The organism is Variovorax sp. YR752, assembly GCF_943372545.1.
In genome coordinates, this window is record NZ_CALRZC010000072.1 from 1 (window position 1) to 22,028 (window position 22,028).

The 22,028-nt window shown below is 67.2% G+C and carries 26 protein-coding genes and 1 pseudogene; 15 read left to right on the plus strand and 12 right to left on the minus strand.

All coding sequences use genetic code 11. From position 1 onward, the window contains the following. Together AAG801_RS18205 and AAG801_RS18210 are read left to right on the plus strand one after the other, a co-directional pair. Positions 1-375 (plus strand): annotated as a pseudogene (locus AAG801_RS18205) (adenosine deaminase); the annotation flags it as partial. Positions 376-383: 8 nt separating this feature from the next. Next, positions 384-1,364, plus strand: coding sequence for a tripartite tricarboxylate transporter substrate binding protein (locus tag AAG801_RS18210; RefSeq protein ID WP_341889614.1), 981 nt, complete (start codon positions 384-386; stop codon positions 1,362-1,364). A gap of 144 nt (positions 1,365-1,508) precedes the next feature. On the opposite strand, the gene AAG801_RS18215 is transcribed toward AAG801_RS18210, so the two are convergent. After that, positions 1,509-1,967, minus strand: coding sequence for a CBS domain-containing protein (locus tag AAG801_RS18215; RefSeq protein WP_099796075.1), 459 nt, complete (start codon positions 1,965-1,967; stop codon positions 1,509-1,511). 148 nt (positions 1,968-2,115) lie between these two features. On the opposite strand from AAG801_RS18215, the gene AAG801_RS18220 reads away from it, so the two are divergent. Continuing rightward, the gene (locus AAG801_RS18220; protein ID WP_341889615.1) at positions 2,116-3,426 is read left to right on the plus strand and encodes an O-acetylhomoserine aminocarboxypropyltransferase; all 1,311 of its coding nucleotides are present in this window, start codon (positions 2,116-2,118) and stop codon (positions 3,424-3,426) included. Between the two features lies 1 nt (position 3,427). Next, a complete protein-coding gene (locus tag AAG801_RS18225) occupies positions 3,428-4,234 on the plus strand; it encodes an alpha/beta hydrolase (protein WP_341889616.1) in 807 nt (268 codons plus the stop codon). A gap of 27 nt (positions 4,235-4,261) precedes the next feature. On the opposite strand, the gene AAG801_RS18230 is transcribed toward AAG801_RS18225, so the two are convergent. Beyond that, the gene (locus tag AAG801_RS18230; protein WP_341889617.1) at positions 4,262-4,927 is read right to left on the minus strand and encodes an NmrA family NAD(P)-binding protein; all 666 of its coding nucleotides are present in this window, start codon (positions 4,925-4,927) and stop codon (positions 4,262-4,264) included. Between the two features lie 25 nt (positions 4,928-4,952). Then, positions 4,953-5,336 carry a thioredoxin family protein gene (locus tag AAG801_RS18235; protein ID WP_341889618.1) on the minus strand — a complete coding sequence of 128 codons (384 nt, stop codon included), beginning with the start codon at positions 5,334-5,336 and terminating at the stop codon, positions 4,953-4,955. Positions 5,337-5,434: 98 nt separating this feature from the next. Between AAG801_RS18235 and AAG801_RS18240 the strand changes: the two genes are divergently transcribed. Next, positions 5,435-5,797, plus strand: coding sequence for an Mpo1-like protein (locus AAG801_RS18240; protein WP_341889619.1), 363 nt, complete (start codon positions 5,435-5,437; stop codon positions 5,795-5,797). Between the two features lie 18 nt (positions 5,798-5,815). Here AAG801_RS18240 and AAG801_RS18245 read toward each other — a convergent pair whose 3' ends face one another. Both AAG801_RS18245 and AAG801_RS18250 read right to left on the minus strand, forming a co-directional pair. Beyond that, positions 5,816-6,358: an SGNH/GDSL hydrolase family protein gene (locus AAG801_RS18245; protein ID WP_341889620.1), complete on the minus strand. Its 543-nt coding sequence runs from the start codon at positions 6,356-6,358 to the stop codon at positions 5,816-5,818. 468 nt (positions 6,359-6,826) lie between these two features. Beyond that, positions 6,827-8,038 carry a YihY family inner membrane protein gene (locus AAG801_RS18250; RefSeq protein WP_341889621.1) on the minus strand — a complete coding sequence of 404 codons (1,212 nt, stop codon included), beginning with the start codon at positions 8,036-8,038 and terminating at the stop codon, positions 6,827-6,829. A 120-nt stretch (positions 8,039-8,158) separates the two neighbouring features. Between AAG801_RS18250 and AAG801_RS18255 the strand changes: the two genes are divergently transcribed. Both AAG801_RS18255 and AAG801_RS18260 read left to right on the plus strand, forming a co-directional pair. Then, positions 8,159-8,527: a DUF2069 domain-containing protein gene (locus tag AAG801_RS18255; protein WP_263864233.1), complete on the plus strand. Its 369-nt coding sequence runs from the start codon at positions 8,159-8,161 to the stop codon at positions 8,525-8,527. After that, positions 8,524-9,960, plus strand: coding sequence for an FAD-binding oxidoreductase (locus AAG801_RS18260; RefSeq protein ID WP_341889622.1), 1,437 nt, complete (start codon positions 8,524-8,526; stop codon positions 9,958-9,960). Before AAG801_RS18255 ends, AAG801_RS18260 begins: the two co-directional genes overlap by 4 nt. Before the next feature lie 138 nt (positions 9,961-10,098). Here the strand turns inward: AAG801_RS18260 and AAG801_RS18265 are convergent, their stop codons facing one another. From AAG801_RS18265 to nthA, 3 genes are read right to left on the minus strand one after another with little or no spacing between them, the layout of a single operon-like run. Then, positions 10,099-10,476 (minus strand): nitrile hydratase accessory protein, encoded by a 378-nt coding sequence (locus AAG801_RS18265; RefSeq protein WP_341889623.1) that lies wholly within the window; start codon positions 10,474-10,476, stop codon positions 10,099-10,101. Further along, positions 10,473-11,138, minus strand: coding sequence for a nitrile hydratase subunit beta (nthB, locus tag AAG801_RS18270; protein WP_341889624.1), 666 nt, complete (start codon positions 11,136-11,138; stop codon positions 10,473-10,475). The genes AAG801_RS18265 and nthB overlap by 4 nt, the downstream gene beginning before the upstream one ends. Next, positions 11,135-11,785 carry a nitrile hydratase subunit alpha gene (gene nthA, locus AAG801_RS18275; RefSeq protein ID WP_341889625.1) on the minus strand — a complete coding sequence of 217 codons (651 nt, stop codon included), beginning with the start codon at positions 11,783-11,785 and terminating at the stop codon, positions 11,135-11,137. The genes nthB and nthA overlap by 4 nt, the downstream gene beginning before the upstream one ends. A 36-nt stretch (positions 11,786-11,821) precedes the next feature. Between nthA and AAG801_RS18280 the strand changes: the two genes are divergently transcribed. The 4 genes from AAG801_RS18280 to AAG801_RS18295 all read left to right on the plus strand — a co-directional run bounded on the left by AAG801_RS18280 (position 11,822) and on the right by AAG801_RS18295 (position 14,714). Next, positions 11,822-12,661, plus strand: coding sequence for a thymidylate synthase (locus tag AAG801_RS18280; RefSeq protein WP_341889626.1), 840 nt, complete (start codon positions 11,822-11,824; stop codon positions 12,659-12,661). A 5-nt stretch (positions 12,662-12,666) separates the two neighbouring features. Next, complete coding sequence (locus AAG801_RS18285) at positions 12,667-13,185, plus strand: dihydrofolate reductase (protein WP_341889627.1); 519 nt, start codon at positions 12,667-12,669, stop codon at positions 13,183-13,185. Continuing rightward, positions 13,182-14,309, plus strand: coding sequence for an App1 family protein (locus tag AAG801_RS18290; RefSeq protein ID WP_341889628.1), 1,128 nt, complete (start codon positions 13,182-13,184; stop codon positions 14,307-14,309). The genes AAG801_RS18285 and AAG801_RS18290 overlap by 4 nt, the downstream gene beginning before the upstream one ends. A gap of 165 nt (positions 14,310-14,474) precedes the next feature. Continuing rightward, positions 14,475-14,714 (plus strand): hypothetical protein, encoded by a 240-nt coding sequence (locus tag AAG801_RS18295; protein WP_101492049.1) that lies wholly within the window; start codon positions 14,475-14,477, stop codon positions 14,712-14,714. Here the strand turns inward: AAG801_RS18295 and AAG801_RS18300 are convergent. From AAG801_RS18300 to AAG801_RS18315, 4 genes are all read right to left on the minus strand, one after another. Further along, entirely contained in the window at positions 14,701-15,048 is a 348-nt protein-coding gene (locus AAG801_RS18300) for a hypothetical protein (RefSeq protein WP_341889629.1), read from the minus strand. The two genes, AAG801_RS18295 and AAG801_RS18300, sit on opposite strands and share 14 nt — an antisense overlap. A gap of 32 nt (positions 15,049-15,080) precedes the next feature. Next, positions 15,081-16,424, minus strand: coding sequence for an NADP-specific glutamate dehydrogenase (gene gdhA, locus AAG801_RS18305; protein ID WP_341889630.1), 1,344 nt, complete (start codon positions 16,422-16,424; stop codon positions 15,081-15,083). 209 nt (positions 16,425-16,633) lie between these two features. Then, positions 16,634-17,653, minus strand: coding sequence for a TRAP transporter substrate-binding protein (locus tag AAG801_RS18310; protein WP_101492047.1), 1,020 nt, complete (start codon positions 17,651-17,653; stop codon positions 16,634-16,636). Positions 17,654-17,700: 47 nt separating this feature from the next. Next, the gene (locus tag AAG801_RS18315) at positions 17,701-18,483 is read right to left on the minus strand and encodes an IclR family transcriptional regulator (RefSeq protein WP_101492046.1); all 783 of its coding nucleotides are present in this window, start codon (positions 18,481-18,483) and stop codon (positions 17,701-17,703) included. 217 nt (positions 18,484-18,700) lie between these two features. Here AAG801_RS18315 and AAG801_RS18320 point away from each other — a divergent pair, with 217 nt between their 5' ends. Genes AAG801_RS18320 through AAG801_RS18335 form a run of 4 tightly spaced genes read left to right on the plus strand, consistent with a single transcriptional unit; the run spans position 18,701 to position 22,026 of the window. After that, positions 18,701-19,684, plus strand: coding sequence for a TRAP transporter substrate-binding protein (locus AAG801_RS18320; protein WP_341889640.1), 984 nt, complete (start codon positions 18,701-18,703; stop codon positions 19,682-19,684). A 40-nt stretch (positions 19,685-19,724) separates the two neighbouring features. Next, complete coding sequence (locus AAG801_RS18325) at positions 19,725-20,186, plus strand: type II 3-dehydroquinate dehydratase (RefSeq protein WP_192195908.1); 462 nt, start codon at positions 19,725-19,727, stop codon at positions 20,184-20,186. After that, complete coding sequence (locus AAG801_RS18330) at positions 20,183-20,749, plus strand: TRAP transporter small permease (RefSeq protein ID WP_095951047.1); 567 nt, start codon at positions 20,183-20,185, stop codon at positions 20,747-20,749. Before AAG801_RS18325 ends, AAG801_RS18330 begins: the two co-directional genes overlap by 4 nt. Further along, on the plus strand, positions 20,746-22,026 hold the full coding sequence (locus AAG801_RS18335; RefSeq protein WP_341889631.1) for a TRAP transporter large permease subunit: 1,281 nt from the start codon (positions 20,746-20,748) through the stop codon (positions 22,024-22,026). Before AAG801_RS18330 ends, AAG801_RS18335 begins: the two co-directional genes overlap by 4 nt. Positions 22,027-22,028 lie beyond the last annotated feature (2 nt).

Below are 22,028 nucleotides of genomic sequence, written 5' to 3' on the forward strand. Positions count from 1 at the left end.
CAGTGCGCGGACCGCGGCGTGATCTTCACTGTCGTGCCGACCAACTCTTACTACCTGCGCACGCTGCCCCCGGAACGCTGGGCTATTGACCACCCCATCCGCCGCATGCCCGGCCTGGGCCTGCGCATCCACCCGAACACGGATGACCCGACGCTGCACCAGGTCACGCCCACGGGCGCCTGGCTGATGATGGTGCGCGACTTCGGCTTCGGCTTGGACGACCTGCGCGGCTTCATGCACAACGGCCTGGACGGCGCGTGGATCGACGACTCGCAGCGCCGCCAGTGGCGCGCCGAATGGAGCGCCGCCTTCGACGCGCTGCGCGCCCGCCTGCCCTCCGAACCCACGCCTTCCGCCACACCCTTCCCCGGATGAACCCCGCCATGACCACGAACCGCCGCCTGATCCTTGCCGCCGCACTCTGCGCCGCCCTGCCCACGGGCGCCTTCGCCCAACAGGCCTGGCCTGCTGCCAAGCCCCTCACGCTGATCGTGCCCTACACGGCCGGCGGCAGCGTGGACGTCAACGCCCGCCTCGTGGCGCAGCGCCTGGGCGAACGGCTCACGCAGTCGGTGGTGATCGAGAACGTGAGCGGCGCGGGCGGCGCCATCGGCGTGGCCAAGGCCGTGAACGCGGCGCCCGACGGCTACACGCTGGCGGTCGGCCCCGACAGCGCCATCGCCATCGGCCGGCTGGTCAACCCCTCGGCCTTCCGCTTCGATCCGCTGAAAGACCTGGCGCCCGTCGGCCTGCTCAACACCGCGCCGATGGTGCTGGTGGCGCGCCCCGGCTTGGACGTGCGCAGCTACGCCGACTTCGTGAAGCTCGCCAAGGCCCAGCCCGGCCACTACAACTACGCCACCTCGGGCGTGGGCACGGTGCTGCAACTGGCGATGGAACTGCTCAAGGAGCGCAGCGGCATCTTCGTGACGCACGTGCCCTACCGCGGCGGTGCGCAGATTGCCACCGACGTGATCGGCGACCAGGTCGACCTCGCGATGCTGGTGAGCACCAGCGCCATTCCGCATGTGAACGGCAAGCGACTGAAGGCGCTGGGCATCACCGGCAGCCAGCGCCTGCCGGCGCTGTCGCAGGTGCCCACCTTCAACGAGATGCCCGGCCTCAAGGGCTACGACATGGTGAGCTGGACCGGCATCTTCGCGCCCGCGAAAACGCCGCCGGCCGTGGTGGCGCGGCTCAACCAGGAACTGAATGCGGTGCTGCAGGAAGAAGGCGTGCGCGCCAAGCTGGCGGAGCAAGGCGCATTGCCGGGCAGCGGAACCCCGGAGGCGTTCGGGAAGTTCGTGCAGGCCGAGTACGCACGGAATCAAAAGATCGTGCAGACCGCCAACATCAAAGAGTAAAAAGCTCGCCCCCAGGCTGCGCGCACTTCGTGTCGCTTCGCCAACCCCCTACCGGGGGCAACACCTGAGGCCCGGCAAAGCCGGTTCCTCGGTGTTCGCTTGAAGGGGCCGACGCAGAGTCGGTCAGTGGCTGACTGAAAAGGCTCAGCCGGCCTTCTCGTTGCTCTCGTCTTCCGGCCAGTCGCGGATGTACGCCTTGAGCATCTTGTTCTCGAAGTTCTGCGCGTCGACCACGGCCTTGGCCACGTCGTAGAAGCTGATCACGCCCATGAGCATGCGCTTGTCCATCACGGGCATGTAGCGCGCGTGGCGCTCCAGCATGATGCGGCGGATTTCGTCGAGGTCGGTTTCGAGGGTGCAGGTGACCGGCGCGTCGTCCATGGCCTTGCGCACCAGCGTGGTCCCGACCTGGCCGCCGTTTTTGACGACTGCCATGATCACTTCGCGGAACGTGAGCATGCCGACCAGGTCGCCGTGCTCCATGACCACCAGCGAACCGATGTCCTTGTCCGCCATGGTCTGGGCGGCTTCTGCCAGCGGGTCGTCGGGCGTGATGGTGAAGAGCGTGTTGCCCTTGACGCGAAGAATGTCGCTGACTTTCATGGTGGTGCTCCTCTCGGGGATTCGTCGTTCTCGGCGTCGTGCCAATTTGAATATAGCCCACAATCGACGCCGACCCGAACGCCCCTGTCGCCTGTGCATGCATTGCACGCGTAACGGGGCATTGCGAAGAGACAACAGAAAGGCCTTCATGCCCGGTTATTCCGACCCCGGTTTCGACACCCTCGCGCTGCACGCCGGCGCCGCCCCCGATCCCACCACCGGTGCGCGGGCCGTCCCCATCCACCTGACGACCTCCTTCGTCTTCGAATCCAGCGACCACGCCGCCGCGCTCTTCAACCTGGAGCGCGCGGGCCACGTGTATTCGCGCATCAGCAACCCGACCAACGCGGTGCTGGAGCAGCGCGTGTCGGCACTCGAAGGCGGCATCGGCGCCATCGCCACGGCCAGCGGCCAGGCGGCGCTGCACCTGTCGGTCGCCACGCTGATGGGCGCGGGCTCGCACATCGTGGCGAGCACGGCGCTGTATGGCGGCTCGCAGAACCTGCTGCACTACACGATGCGCCGCTTCGGCATCGACACCACCTTCGTGAAGCCCGGCGACCTCGACGGCTGGCGCGCCGCGGTACGCCCCGAGACCAAGCTGTTCTTCGGCGAGACCGTGGGCAACCCGGGCCTCGATGTGCTCGACATTCCCGCCGTGAGCGACATCGCGCACGAAGCCGGTGTGCCGCTGCTGGTCGACTCCACGCTCACCTCGCCCTACCTCATCAAGCCCTTCGACTGGGGCGCCGACCTGGTCTACCACTCGGCGACCAAGTTCCTGTCGGGCCACGGCACCGTGATCGGCGGCGTGGTGGTCGACGGCGGCAGCTTCGACTGGGAGAAGTCGGGCAAGTTCGCCGAGCTCACGCAGGCCTACGACGGCTTCCACAACATGGTGTTCAGCGAGGAAAGCACCGTCGGCGCCTTCCTGCTGCGCGCACGCCGCGAAGGCCTGCGCGACTTCGGCGCCTCGATGAGCCCGCACACGGCGTGGCTGATATTGCAGGGCATCGAGACGCTGCCGCTGCGCATGGAGCGCCACATCGACAACACGCAGAAGGTGGTCGAGTTCCTGTCCGCGCACCCGTTCGTGTCGCGCGTGGGGCATCCGCTGATCGAATCGCACCCCAGCCATGCGCTCGCGAAAAAGCTGCTGCGTCACGGCGCGCGCGGCGCCGGCGCGGTGTTCAGCTTCGACATCAAGGGCAGCCGCGCACAGGGCAAGGCCTTCATCGAGGCGCTCAAGCTGTTCAGCCACCTGGCCAACGTGGGCGACTGCCGCAGCCTGGTGATCCACCCGGCGAGCACCACGCACTTCCGCATGACCGACGAGGCGCTCGCGGGCGCGGGCATCTCGCAGGGCACGATCCGCCTGTCGATCGGCCTGGAAGACCCGGCCGACCTGATCGACGACCTCAAGCGCGCGCTGAAGGCCGCGGAAAAGGCGGGGGCCTGACATGCACTACACCGTCAACGGCCACAGCACCTACTGCTACACCGCCGGCAAGCCCTTCGATGCGGCCAAGCCCACGGTGGTGTTCATCCACGGCGTGCTCAACGACCACAGTGTGTGGATTCTGCAAAGCCGCTGGTTCGCCAACCACGGCTGGAACGTGCTGGCGGTCGACCTGCCGGGCCACTGCAAGAGCGCCGGCGCGCCACCGGCCAGCGTGGAAGAGGCCGCGCAGTTCGTCATCGCGCTGCTCGACGCAGCGGGCGTACAGAAGGCCGCGCTGGTCGGCCACAGCTTCGGCTCGCTGATCGCGCTCGAAACCGCGGCGCGCGCGCCCGAGCGCATCACGCAGCTCGCGATGGTCGGCACGGCCTACCCGATGGTGGTGTCGCCCGCGCTGCTCGAAAGCTCGGTGAGCGATCCGCAGCGCGCCATCGCGATGGTCAACACCTTCTCGCACTCCCTGCTGGCGCCGCCGCCGTCGTCGCTCGGCCCGGGCACCTGGCTGTACGGCAGCTCGCGCGCGCTGATGCGCCGCGTGCTCGCGAGCAACCGCGAGGCCAATGTGTTCCACATCGGCTTCAAGGCCTGCAACGACTACGCGAACGGCGAAGCCGCGATGGAGAAGGTGCAGTGCCCGGTGCTGTTCCTGCTCGGCGACGCCGACCAGATGACGCCGCCGCGCGCCACCAAGGCGCTGGTGAGCAAGGCGCGCAATCCCAAGGTGGTGACGGTGCACGCCGGCCATGCGCTGATGAGCGAGGCGCCGGACGAGGTGCTGTTCGCGCTGCGCGACTTCGTCGCGGGCTGAAGAACGTGGAATGCGCAGGGCGGTGTTTCAGCTGCCCAGCGCGTTGATGTCCGCCGGGTCGAGCAGCACCTTGCGCGCGCCCTGGCGTGCCACCGTGAGCATCGCGCGGCCCAGCTTCTCGGTGGTGGTCACGCGGTCAGGCCACCAGCGGTGGGCCAGCCCCAGCACGGGCTTGAGCACGACGATCGCGGCGTCGTACAGCGGCGTCTTCGAGCGCACGCCGTGCAGCGGCTGGATCATGCCGGGCCGGAACATGTAGGACGCGCGGAACGGCAGGCGCATCAGCGCGTTCTCGGTCGCGCCCTTCACGCGCGCCCACATGCGTTCACCGCGCTCGCTGCTGTCGGTGCCCGCGCCCGTCACGTAGGTGAAGGTCATGCCCGGGTTCAGGCCCGCCAGCACGGTGGCGGCGGCCATCGTCAGGTCGTAGGTGATGCGCTTGTACTCGGGCTCCTTCATGCCCACCGACGACACGCCCAGGCAGAAGAAGCAGGCATCGAAGCCCGTCAGCTGCGACTCGATGGCGCGGTAGTCGTACATGTCTTTGTGCACCAGGTCCTGCAGCTTGGGATGCTGCTGCCCGGTGGCGCTGCGCCCCACGGCCACCACGCGTTCCACATCGGGCGCCAGCAGGCACTCGCGCAGCACGCCCTGCCCCACCATGCCGGTGGCGCCAAAGATCAGGATGTTCATGGGAGGGAGGCTCCGAAGGGGTCGGTCAGACCGCGAAGGCCGCGGGCTTTTTCTCGAGCACGGCCAGGAGCAGGTCGACGTCGAGGCTGGAAGGTTGCGGCGGCTGCAGCGCGCCCAGCAGGCGCGACAGCGTCTCGATGTGCGGCAGCAGCGGACCCAGAAAGCGCGTGCCGTCGGCGCCCGCCACCAGCAGGGTCGGAAAGGTCTCGACGTCGAAGGCGTCGGCGATCTCGGCGTGGTCTTCGATGTCGACCCAGGCGAAGCGGAACTGCGGGTGCGCCTTTGCCAGCTCAACCAGCAGCGGCCGGTAGTCGCGGCAGGTGCCGCACCATTCGGCGCACAGGCAGACGACCCACGGCGCGTTGGCATCGGCAGAAGAAGCGGCGGGGACGGCGGGAACAGCGCTCAAAGTGGATACGGTGAAGGTGGGATGGCGAACCCGGGTGGTGCGTCCGCAGGCTCGTGGCTATTATCAACAAAGCCCCTGCGGGGCGCAGGAGACACACGATGAACACCTCCACCCCTGCCACGCCGGTTACGCCGGGCGCGCCGGCCACGGTCGATCCGCGCCGCTTCACGCGCTTTGCCGAGTTCTATCCCTTCTATCTGACCGAGCACGCCAACGTCACCTGCCGGCGGCTGCATTTCGCGGGCTCGACGATCTCGCTGCTGTGCCTCGTGGCCCTGGTGGTCACGATGAACCCGTGGTGGCTGCTGGCCGGGCTGGTGGCCGGCTACGGCTTCGCCTGGGTCGGGCATTTCGGCTTCGAGAAGAACAGGCCGGCCTCGTTCAAGCGCCCGCTGTATTCCTTCATGGGCGACTGGGCGATGTACCAGGACATCTGGGCCGGGCGGGTGAAGATCTTCTAAGGCCTGTCTCGCGACCGGCTACTTGCAGCCGGTCACGGCGCCCAGCGTGGCGCCCAGCCGGTCGTGCAGCCGATTGCTGTAGGCAAGACCAGGATGAACGCCGTCCGACAGATCGCCGGCACCGTCGAATCGCACCGCACCCCAATCGACAAACGGCACGTTCATGGTCTGCGCGAGCCGACGCACCAGCAGGTCGTATTGATCGCGTCGCGTCAGCTGTTCCTTGCGGATGTAGAGCCCCGGCGTCTCTACCTGACGCGAAAACCCGGTGAGAACCGGCTCACGCCCTTCGGCGCGCACGCGCACGAGCATGTCGTGCAGTGTCTGCACAAACACCGCGGGTTTCACGTTGCGCCATGCATCGATCACACCGTTTTCGATGACCACCCAGCGACCCGTTCGCGGGGCTGCATCGAAGCGTTGCGCCAGTTCTGTCAGCAACACGGCCGGAACCGCGTGGTCGACCAGGGTGAGGCCCGGGTGCCTGCGCATCAGGGCCGTAAGCGGCCGGTCCGGAAGGTTCGTGCCCGCCACGATGCTGTCGCCATAGACCTCGGCCACGCATCGTTGCGGCGCCGCAGGTGCAACGGCGGGCGGCAACGCCGTGGTCGGCGGCACGACGGTCGGCCCGGCACTTGGCGCAGAGGTCGGTGCAGACGCTTGCCGCTCTTCGCGCGCGACGTGGCCGCATCCGCCCAACAGGGCCGAGCAGCAAAGCAGCAGGATGAAGAGGGGCGCCCGCGAATTTCGACGCGCATGCGTCACTCGCCGCGACGGGTGCGGCGCGCAATTTCCTGACATTGTTTTTCCCTGAGGGGAGTGAGGCTCCCGGTTCTTCTGGTCGAAGCGTCTGGCGCTTCGGCGTCGGCGCCAGCAAAGCGCGGACACACGCCGCAGGGATCACTGGCGCGTTGAAGAATAGCGATGACAGGGCGAGGTCAATTCACATCAAAAGAAGTCAATTGCCAAAAAAACAAATCAATTGTCGGCAAAATAGGTCGCCCGCCGACGCGACCGATTCAAAGGCGTCTAGATCAGCAGCACGTCGCCCAGCCGCAGCGTGTGCAGCGGGCCCTTCTGCCAGAGGTCTTCGAGCGGCTCGGCGCGCGGCATCAGCAGTTGGCGCAACAGCGGCTCGATGGGCGTCGACGGGTCGGCCAGCAGCACGTAGCGCGGGTCCTCGTTGGCGGGCTCCTCGGCCAGCGGCGCGATCCAGTCGAGCCGCACCAGCGTGTCGATCACCGGCACCAACTGCAGCCCGTCGACCCGCATGCGCGTCAGCAGCTCGCTCGCGCCCATGCCCTTGGCTGGCGTGGCCCGCGCGCGCGCCAGGTGCTGCAGCACCTCCATCGCGAGCTGCATCGGCCAGCCCGCCGCACCGCCCCGGCGCGCCACGCCCACCAGCAGGCTCGGCAGGTAGGCCGCGATGACGGCGCCCAGCAGCACGATCACCCACGCCACGTAGATCCACACCAGCAGGATCGGGAAGGTGGCAAAGGCACCGTACAGCACCGAATAGGTCGGCACCAGGCTCAGGTAGTAGCCGAGCACGCGCTTGGCGATCTCGATGGCGGCCGCCACGAAGAGGCCGCCGGCCCAGGCGTGCGACCAGCGCACCGTGGTGTTCGGCACGTAGTGGTACAGCGCGGCCATGCCGGCCGCGAGCAGCACGAATTCGAAGGTGTCGAAGACCAGTTTCACGATGCTCACGCCCACCACGCCGCGCGAGGCGGTGAACACATACGAGGTGGTCGACAGGCTCACCGCCAGGATCAGCGGCCCGAGCGTGATGGTGGCCCAGTAGATCAGCACCCGCTGCGCCAACGGCCGCGGCGTGCGCACGCGCCAGATGTTGTTGAGCGTCTTGTCGACGGTGAGGATCAGCGCAATGGCAGTGATCAGCAGCACCACCAGGCCCGCGATGCCCAGGCCGCCGGCCTTGCTCGCGAACTGGTTCAGGTAGCCCAGCACCTGGCGCGCGATGTTGTCGGGAATCAGGCTCTCGATCAGCCAGCGCTGCAGGCGGCCCTGCATGGTGGCGAACATCGGGAACACGGTGAACAGCGCGAGCGCCACGGTGAAGAACGGCACCATCGCGATGGTGGTGGTGAAGGTGAGACTGCTGGCCGTGAGGCCGAGGCGGTCTTCGCGAAAACGCTCGCCCAATACCGCTGCGGTGTTGCGCCATGGAAAGCGCGAAAGATCCCTCCAAAGCTGCCGACGATTCATGCCCGGTATCATGCCATCCGCTCTTTCCAGAGGCGCCCCACACCCCGGTGCGCCCCCTCTTTCTCTTTCGCCGCCACCGTGTCCGACACCCCACTCCCGCCCTCTTCCGTCCGCGCCACCCGTTGGTTTGCCGTGGGCAGCCTCGTCGGCCTGATCGTGCTGGGCTTGGCCTGGGAGCTGTGGCTGGCGCCGCTGCGCCCGGGCGGCTCGCTGCTTGCGCTCAAGGTGCTGCCGCTGGTCATTCCGCTGGCGGGGCTCTACAAGAACCGCATGTACACCTACCGCTGGGTCAGCCTGATGATCTGGCTCTACTTCACCGAAGGCGTGGTGCGCGCCTGGAGCGACACCAACGGCGTGGGGCAGATCCTCGCGCTCATCGAGGTGCTGCTGTGCCTCGTGCTCTTCGCGGCCTGCGCGTGGCATGTGCGCCTTCGCCTGCGTCACGCCAAGGCCGCTGCTGCCGCTGCATCTGCCCGTCAACTGGAGGCTTCCGCCCAATGACTTCTTCTGCCACCCACACCGCATTGATCGACCAACTGCGCGCCATCGTCGGCGCCTCGCATGTGCTGAACGAGGGCGACCTCACCGCCTACGAGCAGGACTGGCGCAAGCGCGCGCGCGGCAAGTCGCTGGCCGTGGTGCGCCCGGCCAATGCGCAGCAGGTGGCCGACGTGGTCAAGGCCTGCGCCGCGGCCGGCACGGCCGTCATTCCGCAGGGCGGCAACACCGGCCTGGCGGTCGGCTCCATTCCCGACGACAGCGGCACGCAGGTGGTGCTGAGCCTGCAGCGCCTGAACGCGATCCGCAGCATCGACGCCGCCAACCTCACGATGACCGTCGAGGCCGGCTGCATCCTGCAGACGCTGCAAGAGACGGCCGAGAAGGCCGGCTACCTGTTCCCGCTGAGCCTCGCGGCCGAGGGCAGCTGCACCATCGGCGGCAACCTGGCCACCAACGCCGGCGGCACGCAGGTCGTGCGCTACGGCAACACGCGCGACCTGTGCCTGGGCCTGGAAGTGGTCACGCCGCAGGGCGAAATCTGGGAAGGCACGAGCGGCCTGCGCAAGGACAACACGGGCTATGACCTGCGCGACCTGATCGTCGGCAGCGAAGGCACGCTGGGCGTCATCACCGCCGCGACCATGAAGCTGTACCCGCTGCCCGCCGCGCAGCTCACGGCCTGGGCGGCAGTGCCTTCGCTCGACCACGCGGTCACGCTGCTGGGCCTGGCGCACAAGCACCTGGGCTCGGGCCTCACGGGCTTCGAAGTGATGGGCAAGTTTGCGCTGAGCCTGGTCGACAAGCACATGCCGCAGCTGCGCGTGCCCTTCATCAACGATGAAGCGGTGCCCTACTGCGTGCTGCTCGAGAACTCCGACAGCGAGTCCGAAGACCACGCCCGCGCGCGCTTCGAGGCACTGCTCGAAACCGCGTTTGAAGACGGCTGCGTGAGCGACGCGGTGGTGGCCGAAAACCTCACGCAGGCGCACCAGCTCTGGCACATCCGCGAGAGCATTCCGCTGGCGCAGGCCGAGGAAGGCCTGAACATTAAGCACGACATCTCGATCCCGGTGTCGCGCATCCCGGCCTTCGTGGAAGCCACCGACGCACTGCTCCAGCGCGAGATCGCCGGCGTGCGGCTCGTGAACTTCGGCCACCTGGGCGACGGCAACCTGCACTACAACGTGCAGGCGCCCGAGAACATCGACACCAAGGCGTTCCTGAAGAACGAGGAAGAGCGCATCAACACGCTGGTCTACGACGCGGTCGAGCAGTTCGGCGGCTCGTTCTCGGCCGAGCATGGCGTGGGTTCGCTCAAGGTCGACAAGCTCGAGAAGCACAAGTCGCCGGTGGCGCTGGAGATGATGCGGGCGATCAAGCGCGGTCTTGATCCGAAGAACATCCTGAACCCGGGGCGCGTGATCCGCGTTTAAGGCTCCCGGGTATTTCTCCCTCCCCTCCCGGGAGGGCCGGGGTGGGGGCAAGCGGCCTTCGATTGGGCACCGCACCGAATGCGGGGGCAGCCCCCATCCCAACCTTCCCCCAGCGGGGGAAGGAGCAACACCAAACACTCAGCCCGGAAAGTCTTCGCCGCGCAGCTCGATCGGCTGCCCGTGCGGCGTGCGCTCCGCCGCGTGGTCCCAGGCGTGGCGGTAGCGGGCCAGCTCGTCGCCCGAACTCGCGCCCTTGCGAGCCACGAGGCCTTCAAGCGCGGCGAGCCAGTGACGGTAGTAGGTGTCGCCCGTGTCCGGGTCGCCCGCGGCTTGCGCGGCGGTGATCTGGGTGGCCAGCGCCTCGGCCCACTCGACCCAGCTGAACAGCCCGCGCTCGTGCAGCGCCAACGTCATTGCGAAGGCCTGCGCCTCCCACGGCTCTCTGAACACCGGTCCGTCGGCGTCGCGCGGCATGCCCGGGGCGAGTGCGAGCGGCGGCATGTCGTTCGCCTTCATGCCGCGGGCGCCAGGTAGCTTTCCCACGCATCGACCGACACGGCGAGGTTCTGGCGCTGTGCGTCGTCGCCCCACAGCTCGGCTTCGTCGAAGACCACGGTGTAGAGCCATTGCGGCTGCTCGCCCAGGCCCTGCGCATTCGCATCGGCGAACACGTGCGCGCCGTGGATGTGTTCGATCGTGCCGCGCTTGCCCTGCACATAGCCCGGCAGGCGCGTGTGGTGGTCGACGCGGCCGAGGTGCATGCGCACGGCCTGGCCAACCGCAAAGCGCGCGGGCGCCGGTGCGGGGCGTTCGGTGGCGGAGCCCTTGGCGAGCACGGCGGGCACGTTCGCGGCCTGCAGCACGCGAGCGACCGGCGCGGGTGGATGCTTCATCTCGCCGGACGCGATCTCGTCCGGGAAGACCTGGCCGCGCTGCAGCATCAGCTGCTCCAGCGCGCCGAGCCAGATCTGGTAGTAGCTCAGGTCACGGTAGTTCGGCAGCGTCTCGCGCACGGCACGGCTCGCATCGATGTTCCAGGAGCCGGTCGCGCCCATGGCCAGCGTGAGGGCCAGCGCGCGCGGCTCCCAGGCGCCATGGAACAGCTCGCCCTCGGGTTCGGGCGTGACGGGGCCGAAACCGGGTTGCCCGCCGAGGTCGGCGTGGGTCGTGTAGGTCATGATGCAGTACTCCTTGCAGACGGCGCCTCGACCACGCGCGTGCCGATCATCGAATCGCGCGAGACCAGCGCGGCGAGTTCGTCCTCGCTCCAGCCCTCGGTGCCGGCCGGGCGCTGCGGGATCACGAGGTAGCGCACCTCGGCGGTCGAGTCCCAGACGCGGATGCGGGTGTTCTCGGGCAGCGTGGTGCCGAAGTCGGCCAGCACGCCGCGCGGGTCTTTCACGGCCCGCGAACGGTACGGCGCGCTCTTGTACCAGGTGGGCGGCAGGCCGAGCACGGGCCAGGGGTAGCAACTGCAGAGGGTGCAAACGACCATGTGGTGCTGGTCGTCGGTATTCGCCACGGCGACCATATGCTCGCCCTGGCGGCCCGTGTAGCCGAGCGAGGCGATCGCCGCCGTGGCATCGGCCATCAGCCAGTCGTGAAACTTCTGGTCGACCCACGCCCGCGCCACCACCCGTGCACCGTTGCGCGGGCCGATGCGGGTCTGGTAGGTGTCGATCAGCGCATCGAGCGCGGCGGGGTCGATGTAGCCCTTTTGGGTGAGCACGCTTTCGAGGGCGCGCACACGCAGGTCCATCTCGCCGAGTTCGCTGTGGTCGTGAGAGTGGTCGTGGGAGTCGTGGGAGTGGTCATGGCCGGTCATCGGCCGATGCTAGCGCCGCCCCGTAAAATTCCCAACATGACCTCGTCCACCCACCCCATCCGCTCCCAGTACGAAGACTTCATGCGCCATGTCGACACCCATGGCGTCTTCAAGAGCGACCGCACGGGCACGGGCACCAAAAGCGTGTTTGGCCACCAGATGCGCTTCGACCTGAACGAGGGCTTTCCGCTGGTGACCACGAAGAAGGTGCACCTGAAGTCCATCATCCAGGAACTGCTGTGGTTCCTGACCGGCTCGAGCAACAACAACTGGCTCAAGGAACGCGGCGTCAGCATCTGGGACGAATGGGCGCGCGAAGACGGCGACCTGGGCCCGGTGTACGGCGTGCAGTGGCGCAGCTGGCCCACACCCGATGGCGGCCACATCGACCAGATTTCCGACGTCATCAAGACGCTCAAGTCCAACCCCGATTCGCGCCGCATCATCGTGAGCGCCTGGAACGTGGCCGAGCTGTCGAAGATGGCGCTCATGCCCTGCCATGCGTTCTTCCAGTTCTACGTGGCGCCGCCGCAGGCCGAAGGCGAGCGCGGCAAGCTCAGCTGCCAGCTCTACCAGCGCAGCGCCGACATCTTCCTGGGCGTGCCCTTCAACATCGCCAGCTACGCGCTGCTCACGCACATGGTCGCGCAGCAGTGCGACCTCGACGTGGGCGACTTCGTCTGGACCGGCGGCGACTGCCACATCTACAGCAACCATGCCGAACAGGTGAAGCTGCAGCTCAGCCGCGACCCGTACCCCTACCCCACGCTGAACATCAAGCGCAAGCCGGATTCGATCTTCGACTACCAGTACGAAGACTTCGAAGTGCTCGACTACAAGCACGGCGATCCGATCAAGGCGCCGGTGGCGGTGTGAACGCGATGAGTGCCGCCACGCCCCGCATCCACCTGATCTTCGCGCGCGCCGCCAACGGCGTGATCGGCGCGAACAACACCATTCCCTGGCACCTGCCGGAGGACCTGGCGCACTTCAAGCAGCAGACGCTGGGCGCGCCGGTGATCATGGGCCGCAAGACTTGGGACTCGCTGCCGCCGCGCTTCCGCCCGCTGCCGGGCCGCCAGAACATCGTGATCACGCGGCAGGCCGACTGGGCCGCCGATGGTGCGCAGCGTGTGGGCAGCGTGCAGGAAGCGATCGCGCTGTGCGAAGCGCTGAAGCTGCCCGATGCCTGGGTGATCGGCGGCGCACAGATCTACGCCGAAGCCGAACCGCTGGCCCAGCGCGCCGTGGTCACCGAGATCGCACGCGACTACGAAGGCGACGCGCACGCGCCCGTGCTCGACGCCGCCGCGTGGCGCGAGACGCAGCGCGCGTCGCACGTCTCGGCCAAGGACGGCCTGCCCTTCAGCTTCGTGACCTACGAACGCATCACTGCATGACGACCAAGCACCGCGCGCCCGGTACCTCGCCCCAACTCTCGCGGCGCACCGTGCTGGCCGGTGCCGCCCTGCTCGCCGGTCTCGCGCCGCTGCAGGCCCTGCACGCCGCCGGGCCGCTGGAGTCGGACGAAGAAGCGCTGTTCATGCCCGGCACCGCGCGCCCCACCGCCGATGGCCGGATCGAGGTCGATGTGCATGCCTGGGTGTTCGAGCGCGAACACCGCTGGGGCCTGGACGCCGCGCTCGCGCGCTACCTCGGCATGAACCTGAAGAAGCTCACGCCGGCCGCGCGGCTGCGCTTCAGCCAGCGCACGGCCCTGTTCCATGCCGAGTCGGAAGAAGACAAGGTGATCGACGTCGTCTTCGACGGCTCGGCCACGCGCCTCACGATGCCGCCCTCGGGCGCCGACGGCCGCAGCAATCTGCGCGCGGTCGTCGAGGCTTCGCACATCCCGGCGTCGCAGGAGTGGCTTCCGTTCCACGGCGTGACCGGTCCGGGCGAGCTGTTGCCGCGCTTTCGCGGCCGTGCGCAGATCGTGCCGGCGCAGGGCGTGTCGGTCATCTCGGACATCGACGACACCATCAAGCGCACGCAGGTGCGCGACCGGCGCGAGATGCTGCTGAACACCTTCGCGCGCCGCTTCGAGGCTGCGCCAGGCATGGCGGCGTACTACCGCGCGCTGGCGCAGGCGCCGGGCACGCGCTTTCACTACCTCTCGGGCAGCCCGATCCAGCTGTACCCGGCGCTCACCGACTTCATTCGCGATGCCGACTTTCCCGCCGGCAGCATGCACCTGCGCGAGAGCACGACGTGGCGCACGCTGATCCCCAGCGGCGAAGAATCGCGCGCACACAAGCTCGGCGTGATCGAGCGGCTGCTGGCCGAATTTCCGCAGCGCCGCTTCGTGCTCGTGGGCGATTCGGGCGAGGCCGACCCCGAGATCTATGCGCAGGTGTTCCGTGCGCATTCGCAGCGCATCGACGGCATCGTGATCCGCGACGTGACCGACGAAAACCGGCTGTCCGATCGCTACCGCGCGACCTTCGAAGGCATCGATCCGATCGCCTGGCATCTGCTGCGGCCCGACACCACGGCATGGCCGATGCAGGCGGCCCTGCGGTAAGCGGACACCGCAGAAACAAAGCGGCACACCGGGGTCGTTTGCGCTTGCAAAAAGAACACTTCGGTACACGCGACAAAGGCATGCCCGGCGCAGGGTTTACACAGCGCTAATTGTTTGTGCGCACAATGTCCGAACCGCCCTCCCCTCAACCCAAGGAGACGACCCATGTCCATGGAATTTCTTCGGACCATCGCCGAGCAGAAATTGCCATACGTCCTCCACACGCCCGCAGACATCGACAGGCTGCGCGTGCTGCGTGCCGCCGAGCTCGTGACTGCGTTCATTCCGCCGTCGGAGCGCGCGCCCGACGAACGCGCGATCCGTCAGCTGGCCCAGGTGGAATCGATCACCGCGAAGGGCCGCCTGGCACTGAACAAGGCGACCTCTTCGTTCATCGAGCTGTGACGCGCAGGCGTTCCAGCGCTTGGCTGATCGCCTGCGACTTGTCGCTGCTGTCGTTCGGCTCGCAACGCTGCGACACCACGCGCTCGGGTTCCCGTGGACCGGGCCTGTAGAACAGACGCTCGCAATCGCAACGCAGCCGGGCCTTCAGCACCTTCGTTCGCACGCTGCGCACCTGCGCCACCCAGCACGAATCGGCACAGCCGCAAGCGCGGTATTCGAGCACTTCGCCGCGCGTGTGCCAGGGCAACACCTGCGTGCCGCCCGCCGCGTGAACGCCGGAGCCGAACGCTGCCCCGAGCAGGGCCCAGGCGAGATGCAGCTTGCGACGGGGCACGCGCAAAGAGATGTCGCGTTAGTGGTGCGGCGTCAGACCACGCCCTGCGCCAGCATCGCATCCGCCACGCGCACGAAGCCGGCGATGTTCGCGCCGTCCACGTAGCTCACGCTGCCGTCGGCACGCGAACCGTAGTGCAGGCACGACTCGTGGATGCCCTGCATGATCTGCAGCAGGCGCGCATCGACTTCGTCGCGCGTCCATACCAGCCGGGCCGCGTTCTGGCTCATCTCCAGGCCCGACGTGGCCACGCCGCCCGCGTTGCTCGCCTTGCCCGGCGCATACAGCACGCCGTGGCCTTCAAGCACTTTCACGGCCTCGATGGTCGAGGGCATGTTGGCGCCTTCGGCCACGCACACCACGCCGTTCTTCACCAGCGTGCGCGCGTCTTCCTCGTTGAGTTCGTTCTGCGTGGCGCTGGGCAGCGCCACGTCGACCGGCACATGCCACGGCGTGGCGCCGGCCACGAAGCGGGTGCCGGTGCGTTCGGCGTAGTCGCTCACGCGGCCGTAGAGGTGGTTCTTCACGTCCATCAGCACGGCGAGTTTTTCGGGCGTGAAGCCTTCCTCGTCGACCACGGTGCCGCTCGAGTCCGACACGGTGACCACCTTCGCACCCAGCGCCATGGCCTTCTCGATGGTGTACTGCGCCACGTTGCCCGCGCCCGAGACGCTCACGCGCAGGCCGTCGAAGCTGCGACCCTTGCGCTTGAGCATTTCCTGCGCGAAGTAGACGTTGCCGTAGCCGGTGGCCTCGGGGCGGATCAGCGAACCGCCGAAGCTCAGGCCCTTGCCGGTGAACACGCAGTCGGCGCGGTTGGTGAGCTTCTTGACCATGCCGGCCATGAAGCCGACTTCGCGCCCACCCACGCCCACGTCGCCGGCCGGCACGTCGGTGTCGGCGCCCACGTGGCGGAACAGCTCGGTCACGAGCGCCTGGCAGAAGCGCATCACCTCGCCCTGGCTCTTGCCCTTGGGGTCGAAGTCGGCGCCGCCCTTGCCGCCGCCCATGGGCAGCGTGGTCAGCGCGTTCTTGAAGGTCTGCTCGAAGGCCAGGAACTTCAGGATCGACAGGTTCACCGAGGGGTGAAAACGCATGCCGCCCTTGTAGGGGCCAATGGCCAGGCTGTGCTGGATGCGGAAGCCGCGATTGACCTGAACTTCGCCGTGGTCGTCCACCCAGGAGATGCGGAACATGATCACGCGCTCGGGCTCGACCAGCCGCTCCAGCAGGCTGTGGCTCGTGTACTTGGGGTGCTTTTCGATGTACGGCCAGAGGCTTTCCATGACCTCGGTCACGGCCTGCAGGTACTCGGGCTGTCCGGGGTTGCGTTGTGCGACGTGTGCGAGGAACCCCCCGGCGGATGCGTGCTTCATTCCAATCCTCTTTTTTCCAAAACGGTGCATAACCTTATGCGAATCCTGCATTTTGCCGGATTGGAGAACCAGATTGAGGCGAAAAGCCCTCGGAAGGTGCGTCGTTTGGGGTATCCGATGTGGCGACGCCCCAACTTGAAACACAGCGGGGGCCGGGCGACACACCTGTCACCCGGCCCCCGCGGCTGCGCTCGGTGCCTTTTTTCCTGCTACTTGCGCGCCTTCTCGATCTCCGCCATCAGCTCCTTGACGGTGGCCTCGCCGACCGAGGCGGTGTACTTCTCGATCACCGGCTTCACCTTGGCGCGCAGCTTCGCCATCTCTTCGGGCGGCAGTTCGGAGACGGTCATGCCGGCCTTCTTGAGCGCGTCGAGCGCGCTGTCGGCCGCGCCGCGCGAGGCCTGGCGCTGGAACACGGTCGCTTCGGCGGCGGCCTCGTTGACGATCTTCTTTTCGTCGGCGCTCATGCCGTCCCAGGTCTTGCGGCTGATGAGCAGCGCCTGCGGGTTGTAGATGTGGCGGGTCTGGGTGATGTACTTCTGCACCTCCGCGAACTTGGACGACAGGATGGTCGTGTTCGGGTTCTCCTGGCCGTCGACCGCCTTCTGGTCGAGCGCGGGGTACAGCTCGGGGAACGGCAGCGGCGTGGCGTTGGCGCCCAGCGCGCTGAACATGTCGATGTAGATCGGCGACTGGATCACGCGGATCTTCAGCCCCGCGATGTCGTCGGCCTTGACGATCGGGCGCTTGCTGTTCGTCAGGTTGCGAAAGCCCAGGTCCCAGTAGCCCAGGCCGTGCAGCGCCTTGTCTTCCAGCTTGGCCATCATCTTCTGGCCGAAGGGCCCGTCGGTGACCACGTCGGCTTCCTTGCCGCTGTTGAAGAGGAACGGGAAGTCGTAGGCCGCGAACTCCTTCACCTGCGCCGACAGGATGCCGGCGTTGAGCACGGTCATCTCCACCGTGCCGCCCTGCAGCGCCGACACGGTCTGCAGGTCGCCGCCGAGCGTGCCGCCGGGGAACAGCTTCACGGTGATCTTGCCGCCCGACTTCGCGGCCACGAGGTCGGCGAACTTCTGCGCGCCCTGTGCCTGCGGATGGCCGGCCTGGTTCTGGAACGCGAACTTGATGGTGCGCTCCTTGAGCTGCGCGAACGCGCCGGGGGCGGCGAACGCGAGGGTCGCCGCCACGGCGGCCAGCAGCAAGGTGCGCTTCGAGTGCTTCGTCTTCATGGTGATGTCTCCTTCTCTTTTCTGGGGGGTGGTGAAACCGGCAGGGCCTACGCCCTCTTCTTGAACAGCGCCGAGGCCCCGCTGGCGCGCGCCACCTCTTCGGCGGCCTGGCACAGCGCCGGCCCGAGCGCTTCCATGCGTTGCGGCGTGAGCCGCACCGACGGGCCCGCGATGGTGACGACCCCGATCGCCGTGCCGTCGGCGCCGAACACGGGCGCGGCCATGGCGGTCATTGCGGGAGCGAACACCTCGTTGATCATGCTGAAGCCGCGCTGGCGCGCCGCCTTCACGAAAGCCATCACGGCCTTGAGCGACGTGGGCGCCTTGGGGCCGAAGTCCTCGGGCTTGCCCAGCCCCTTCTTGGCGACGAGCGCCATGGCGTCGTCTTCGCCCAGGGTCGACAGCCACGCATGCCCGGCCGCGCTGCACGAGAGCGCCACCGACAAGCCCATGTCGGGGTCGTAGCGCAGGCCGTGCGTGGCGCCCTGCGCCTTGGCGACGAAGGTCAGGTCTTCACCGTCGACCACCGCCAGGCGCACGAGCTCGCCCGAGGTCGAGGCCAGCTGGTCGAGCAGCGGCTGCGCGATGTCGACGATGCCCGAACGGCTGAGGAACGACAGGCTGATCGACACCAGCTTGATGGTCAGCACGTAGTGGCCGTCGCGTGCCTCCTGCCGCACGTAGCCGCAGCGGATGAGCTCCGCAAGCAATCGGTGCGATGCACTCAATGGAATCTGCAATTCGCTGGCCAACGCCGACAGCGCGCACCCCTCGGGATGCTCCGCCAGATGTTCCAGCACCTTGAAGCTGCGCTCCAGTATTCCGCTCATTTCGTCCTCCGGGTGTCGTCTCGTCAACGCGGGCACTGAGGCCCGCCGCTCGTGGGTCGCCAGCGTAGCAGAACTCGGGGAAGGGATTTCCATTATGGAAATTCTTTCCAACAAAAATACGATCGCCTCCGTCCTGCATTTTTTCTTCACCTCTGTTCCCTCTTTCTTTCCCTTTTTTCTCCTTCCCGCCTGAGGACCCTTCGTGAAACTTCTTCGTATGCTTGCCGTGGCCGGCCTGTGCGCCGGTCTCACCGCCCCGTCGTGGGCGCAGCAGGAGCGCGTGATCCGCTTCGGCCATCTGAACAACGCCGACCATCCCGTGAGCTTCGGCGTCAAGCGCTTTGCCGAGCTGCTCTCGGCCAAGAGCGGCGGCAAGATGAAGGTGCAGGAGTTCCCCGCCTCGCAGCTGGGCAACGAGATGCAGCAGCAGTCGGCCCTGCAGGGCGGCGTGCAGCAGATGTCGGCGCCGGCGACCACATCGCTGGCAGGCATCGTCAAGGAGTTTGGCCTCGTCGACTTCCCCTTCTCGGTGAACAACTTCGCGCAGGCTGATGCGCTGCTCGACGGCCCCTTGGGACAAGCGCTGATCGCCAAGCTCCCGGAGAAGGGCCTCGTCGCGCTCGGCTACTGGGACCTGGGCTTTCGCAACGTGACGAACAGCAAGCGCCCCATCGCCAAGCCTGAAGACCTCGAGGGTCTGAAGATCCGCGTGATCCCAAACCCCGTGTTCCTCGAAACCTTCAAGGCCTTCAAGGCCAACCCGGTGCCGATGCCTTTCGCCGAGCTGTACGGCGCCCTCGAAGCCAAGGCGGTCGATGGGCAAGAGAACCCGTATGCGGTGATCCTGTCGAACAAGTTCTACGAAGTGCAGAAGTTCGTGAGTGCGACGAACCATGTCTACGCCGCCAACATCGTGCTGGTGAGCAAGAAGTTCTGGGACTCGCTCACGCCCGCCGAGCAGAAGATGATGAACGACGCGGCCAACGAGGCACGCGGTTACCAGCGGCAAGTCAGCCGCGCTGCTGCACAGAAGGCCGTGGGCGAACTGCAGGCCAAGGGCGCGCAGTTCAACGAACTCTCGCCCGCTGAGCAGAAGCGCATGCGAGACATCGCCAAGCCCGTCATCGACAAGTTCGCCGCGCAGTACGACCCCGCCATCGTCAAGCTCTACAACGACGAGCTCGTACGCATCCGCAAGTAAACAAGTCAGCAAGCAAGTCAGTCCCTCACCGAAGCTCCCCATGAAGATCCTCGTTCTCCACGGCCCCAACCTCAACCTGTTCGGTCGCCGCGAACCCCACATCTACGGCAAGACCACGCTCGCCGAAATCAACGCACAGCTGCAGGCCCTCGCCGTCGAACTCGGCGTGACGCTCGAAACCATCCAGTCGAACCACGAAGGCGACCTGATCGACTTCCTGCACACGCACATCGACGATGCGCAGGGCGCGCTGGTGAACCCCGCCGGCCTCACGCAGCACGGCGTGCCGCTGCACGACGCGATCAAGGCCATGCCGTTCCCGACCATCGAGGTCCACATGTCCAACATCGCCGCGCGCGAAGCATGGCGCGCGCATTCGATCATCTCGCCGGCGGTGAAGGGCACGGTCCAGGGCCTGGGCCCGCTGTCGTACCTGGCCGCGTTGCGCGCGCTGGTCGACATGCAGCGCCAGGCGCAAGCGCAAGCACAGGCCTCCGCATGACCCGCTGGCTCGACCGGTGCTGCACCGGCATCGAGGCGCTGATCGCGGCTGCGCTTGCGGTCATGGTCGTGCTCGTGTTCGGCAACGTGGTGCTGCGCTACGGCTTCAACTCGGGCATCACGGTGTCCGAGGAAATCTCGCGCTGGCTCTTCATCTGGATGACCTTCCTCGGTGCCGTGGTGGCACTGAAAGAGCATGGCCACCTGGGTGTCGACATGGTGGTGCAGAAGCTGCCCCCCATCGGCAAGAAGATCTGCCTGGCTGTCGGCCATGTGGTCATGCTCTACATCGTCTGGCTGCTGCTGCAAGGCAGCATCGCGCAGGCGCGCATCAACTGGGACGTGACGGCGCCCGTCACCGGCGCGTCGATGGCCATCGTCTACGCCGCGGGCATCGTGTTCTCGGTGCTGGCCGGTCTCATCCTCGCGCTCGACCTGCTGCGCCTGCTCACGGGCCGCATCGCCGACCATGAGCTGGTGATGGTGCAGGAGTCGGAAGAAGCGGTGCAGCTGCAGCAGATCCTGGGTTCGCAGGACGCCAAGGAACCGGGGGCACGGCCATGACCATCCTCGTTTTTGTCGGCTCGCTGCTGCTCGCCATGGCGATGGGCATTCCCATCGCCTTCTCGCTGCTGGCCAGCGGTGTCGCACTGATGTGGCACCTCGACCTGTTCGACGCGCAGATCCTCACGCAGAACGTGATCGGCGGCGCCGACAGCTTTCCGCTGCTGGCCGTGCCCTTCTTCATGCTCGCGGGCGAGATCATGAACGTGGGCGGGCTGTCCAAGCGCATCGTCGACTTCGCACTCGCGCTCGTCGGCCATGTGAAGGGCGGCCTGGGCTACGTGACCATCATGGCCGGCTGCCTGCTGTCGGCGCTCTCGGGTTCGGCCGTGGCCGATGCCGCCGCGCTCACCGCGCTGCTGCTGCCGATGATGGTGCGCGCGGGCCACGACAAGCCGCGCGCGGCCGGCCTCATTGCGGCCACCGGCGTGATCGGCCCCGTGATCCCGCCGAGCATCGGCCTCGTGATCTTCGGCGTGGCGGCCAACGTGTCGATCTCCAAGCTGTTTCTCGCGGCCATCGTGCCGGGCCTGCTGATCGGCGGCGCGCTGTGGATCACCTGGGCCTGGCTGGTGCGGCGCGAAAAGATCGTGCCGCCGCCGCGCAAGTCGTCGGCCGAAATTGCCGCCGCCTTCCGCAATGCGCTGTGGGCGCTGATGCTGCCGGTGATCATCCTCGTGGGCCTGCGCATGGGCGTGTTCACGCCCACCGAGGCCGCGGTGGTGGCCGCCGTGTACGCGCTCTTCGTGTCGACGGTGGTGTACCGCGAGATCACCTGGCGAGACCTGTACGCCATCTTCGTGAACGCGGCCAAGACCAGCGCCATCGTGATGTTCCTGATCGCCGCGGCCATGGTGAGCGCCTGGCTCATCACGGTGGCCGACCTGCCCTCGAAGATCGTGGGCATGCTGCAGCCGTTCATGGGCAACCAGATGCTGCTCATGATCGCGATCATGGTGCTCGTGATGGTGGTGGGCACGGCCATGGACATGACGCCGACCATCCTCATCCTCACGCCGGTGCTCATGCCCGTGGTGAAGGCGGCCGGCATCGACCCCGTGTACTTCGGCGTGCTGTTCATCATCAACAACTCGATCGGGCTCGTCACGCCACCGGTGGGCACGGTGCTCAACGTGGTGGCCGGCGTCGGCAAGATCTCGATGGACGACGTCACGCGCGGTGTGGTGCCGTTCATGCTGGCCGAGTTCGCGATCCTGTTCGTGATGGTGGCGTTTCCGCAGCTGGTGATCGTGCCGGCGCGGTGGTTCGGGGGCTGAAC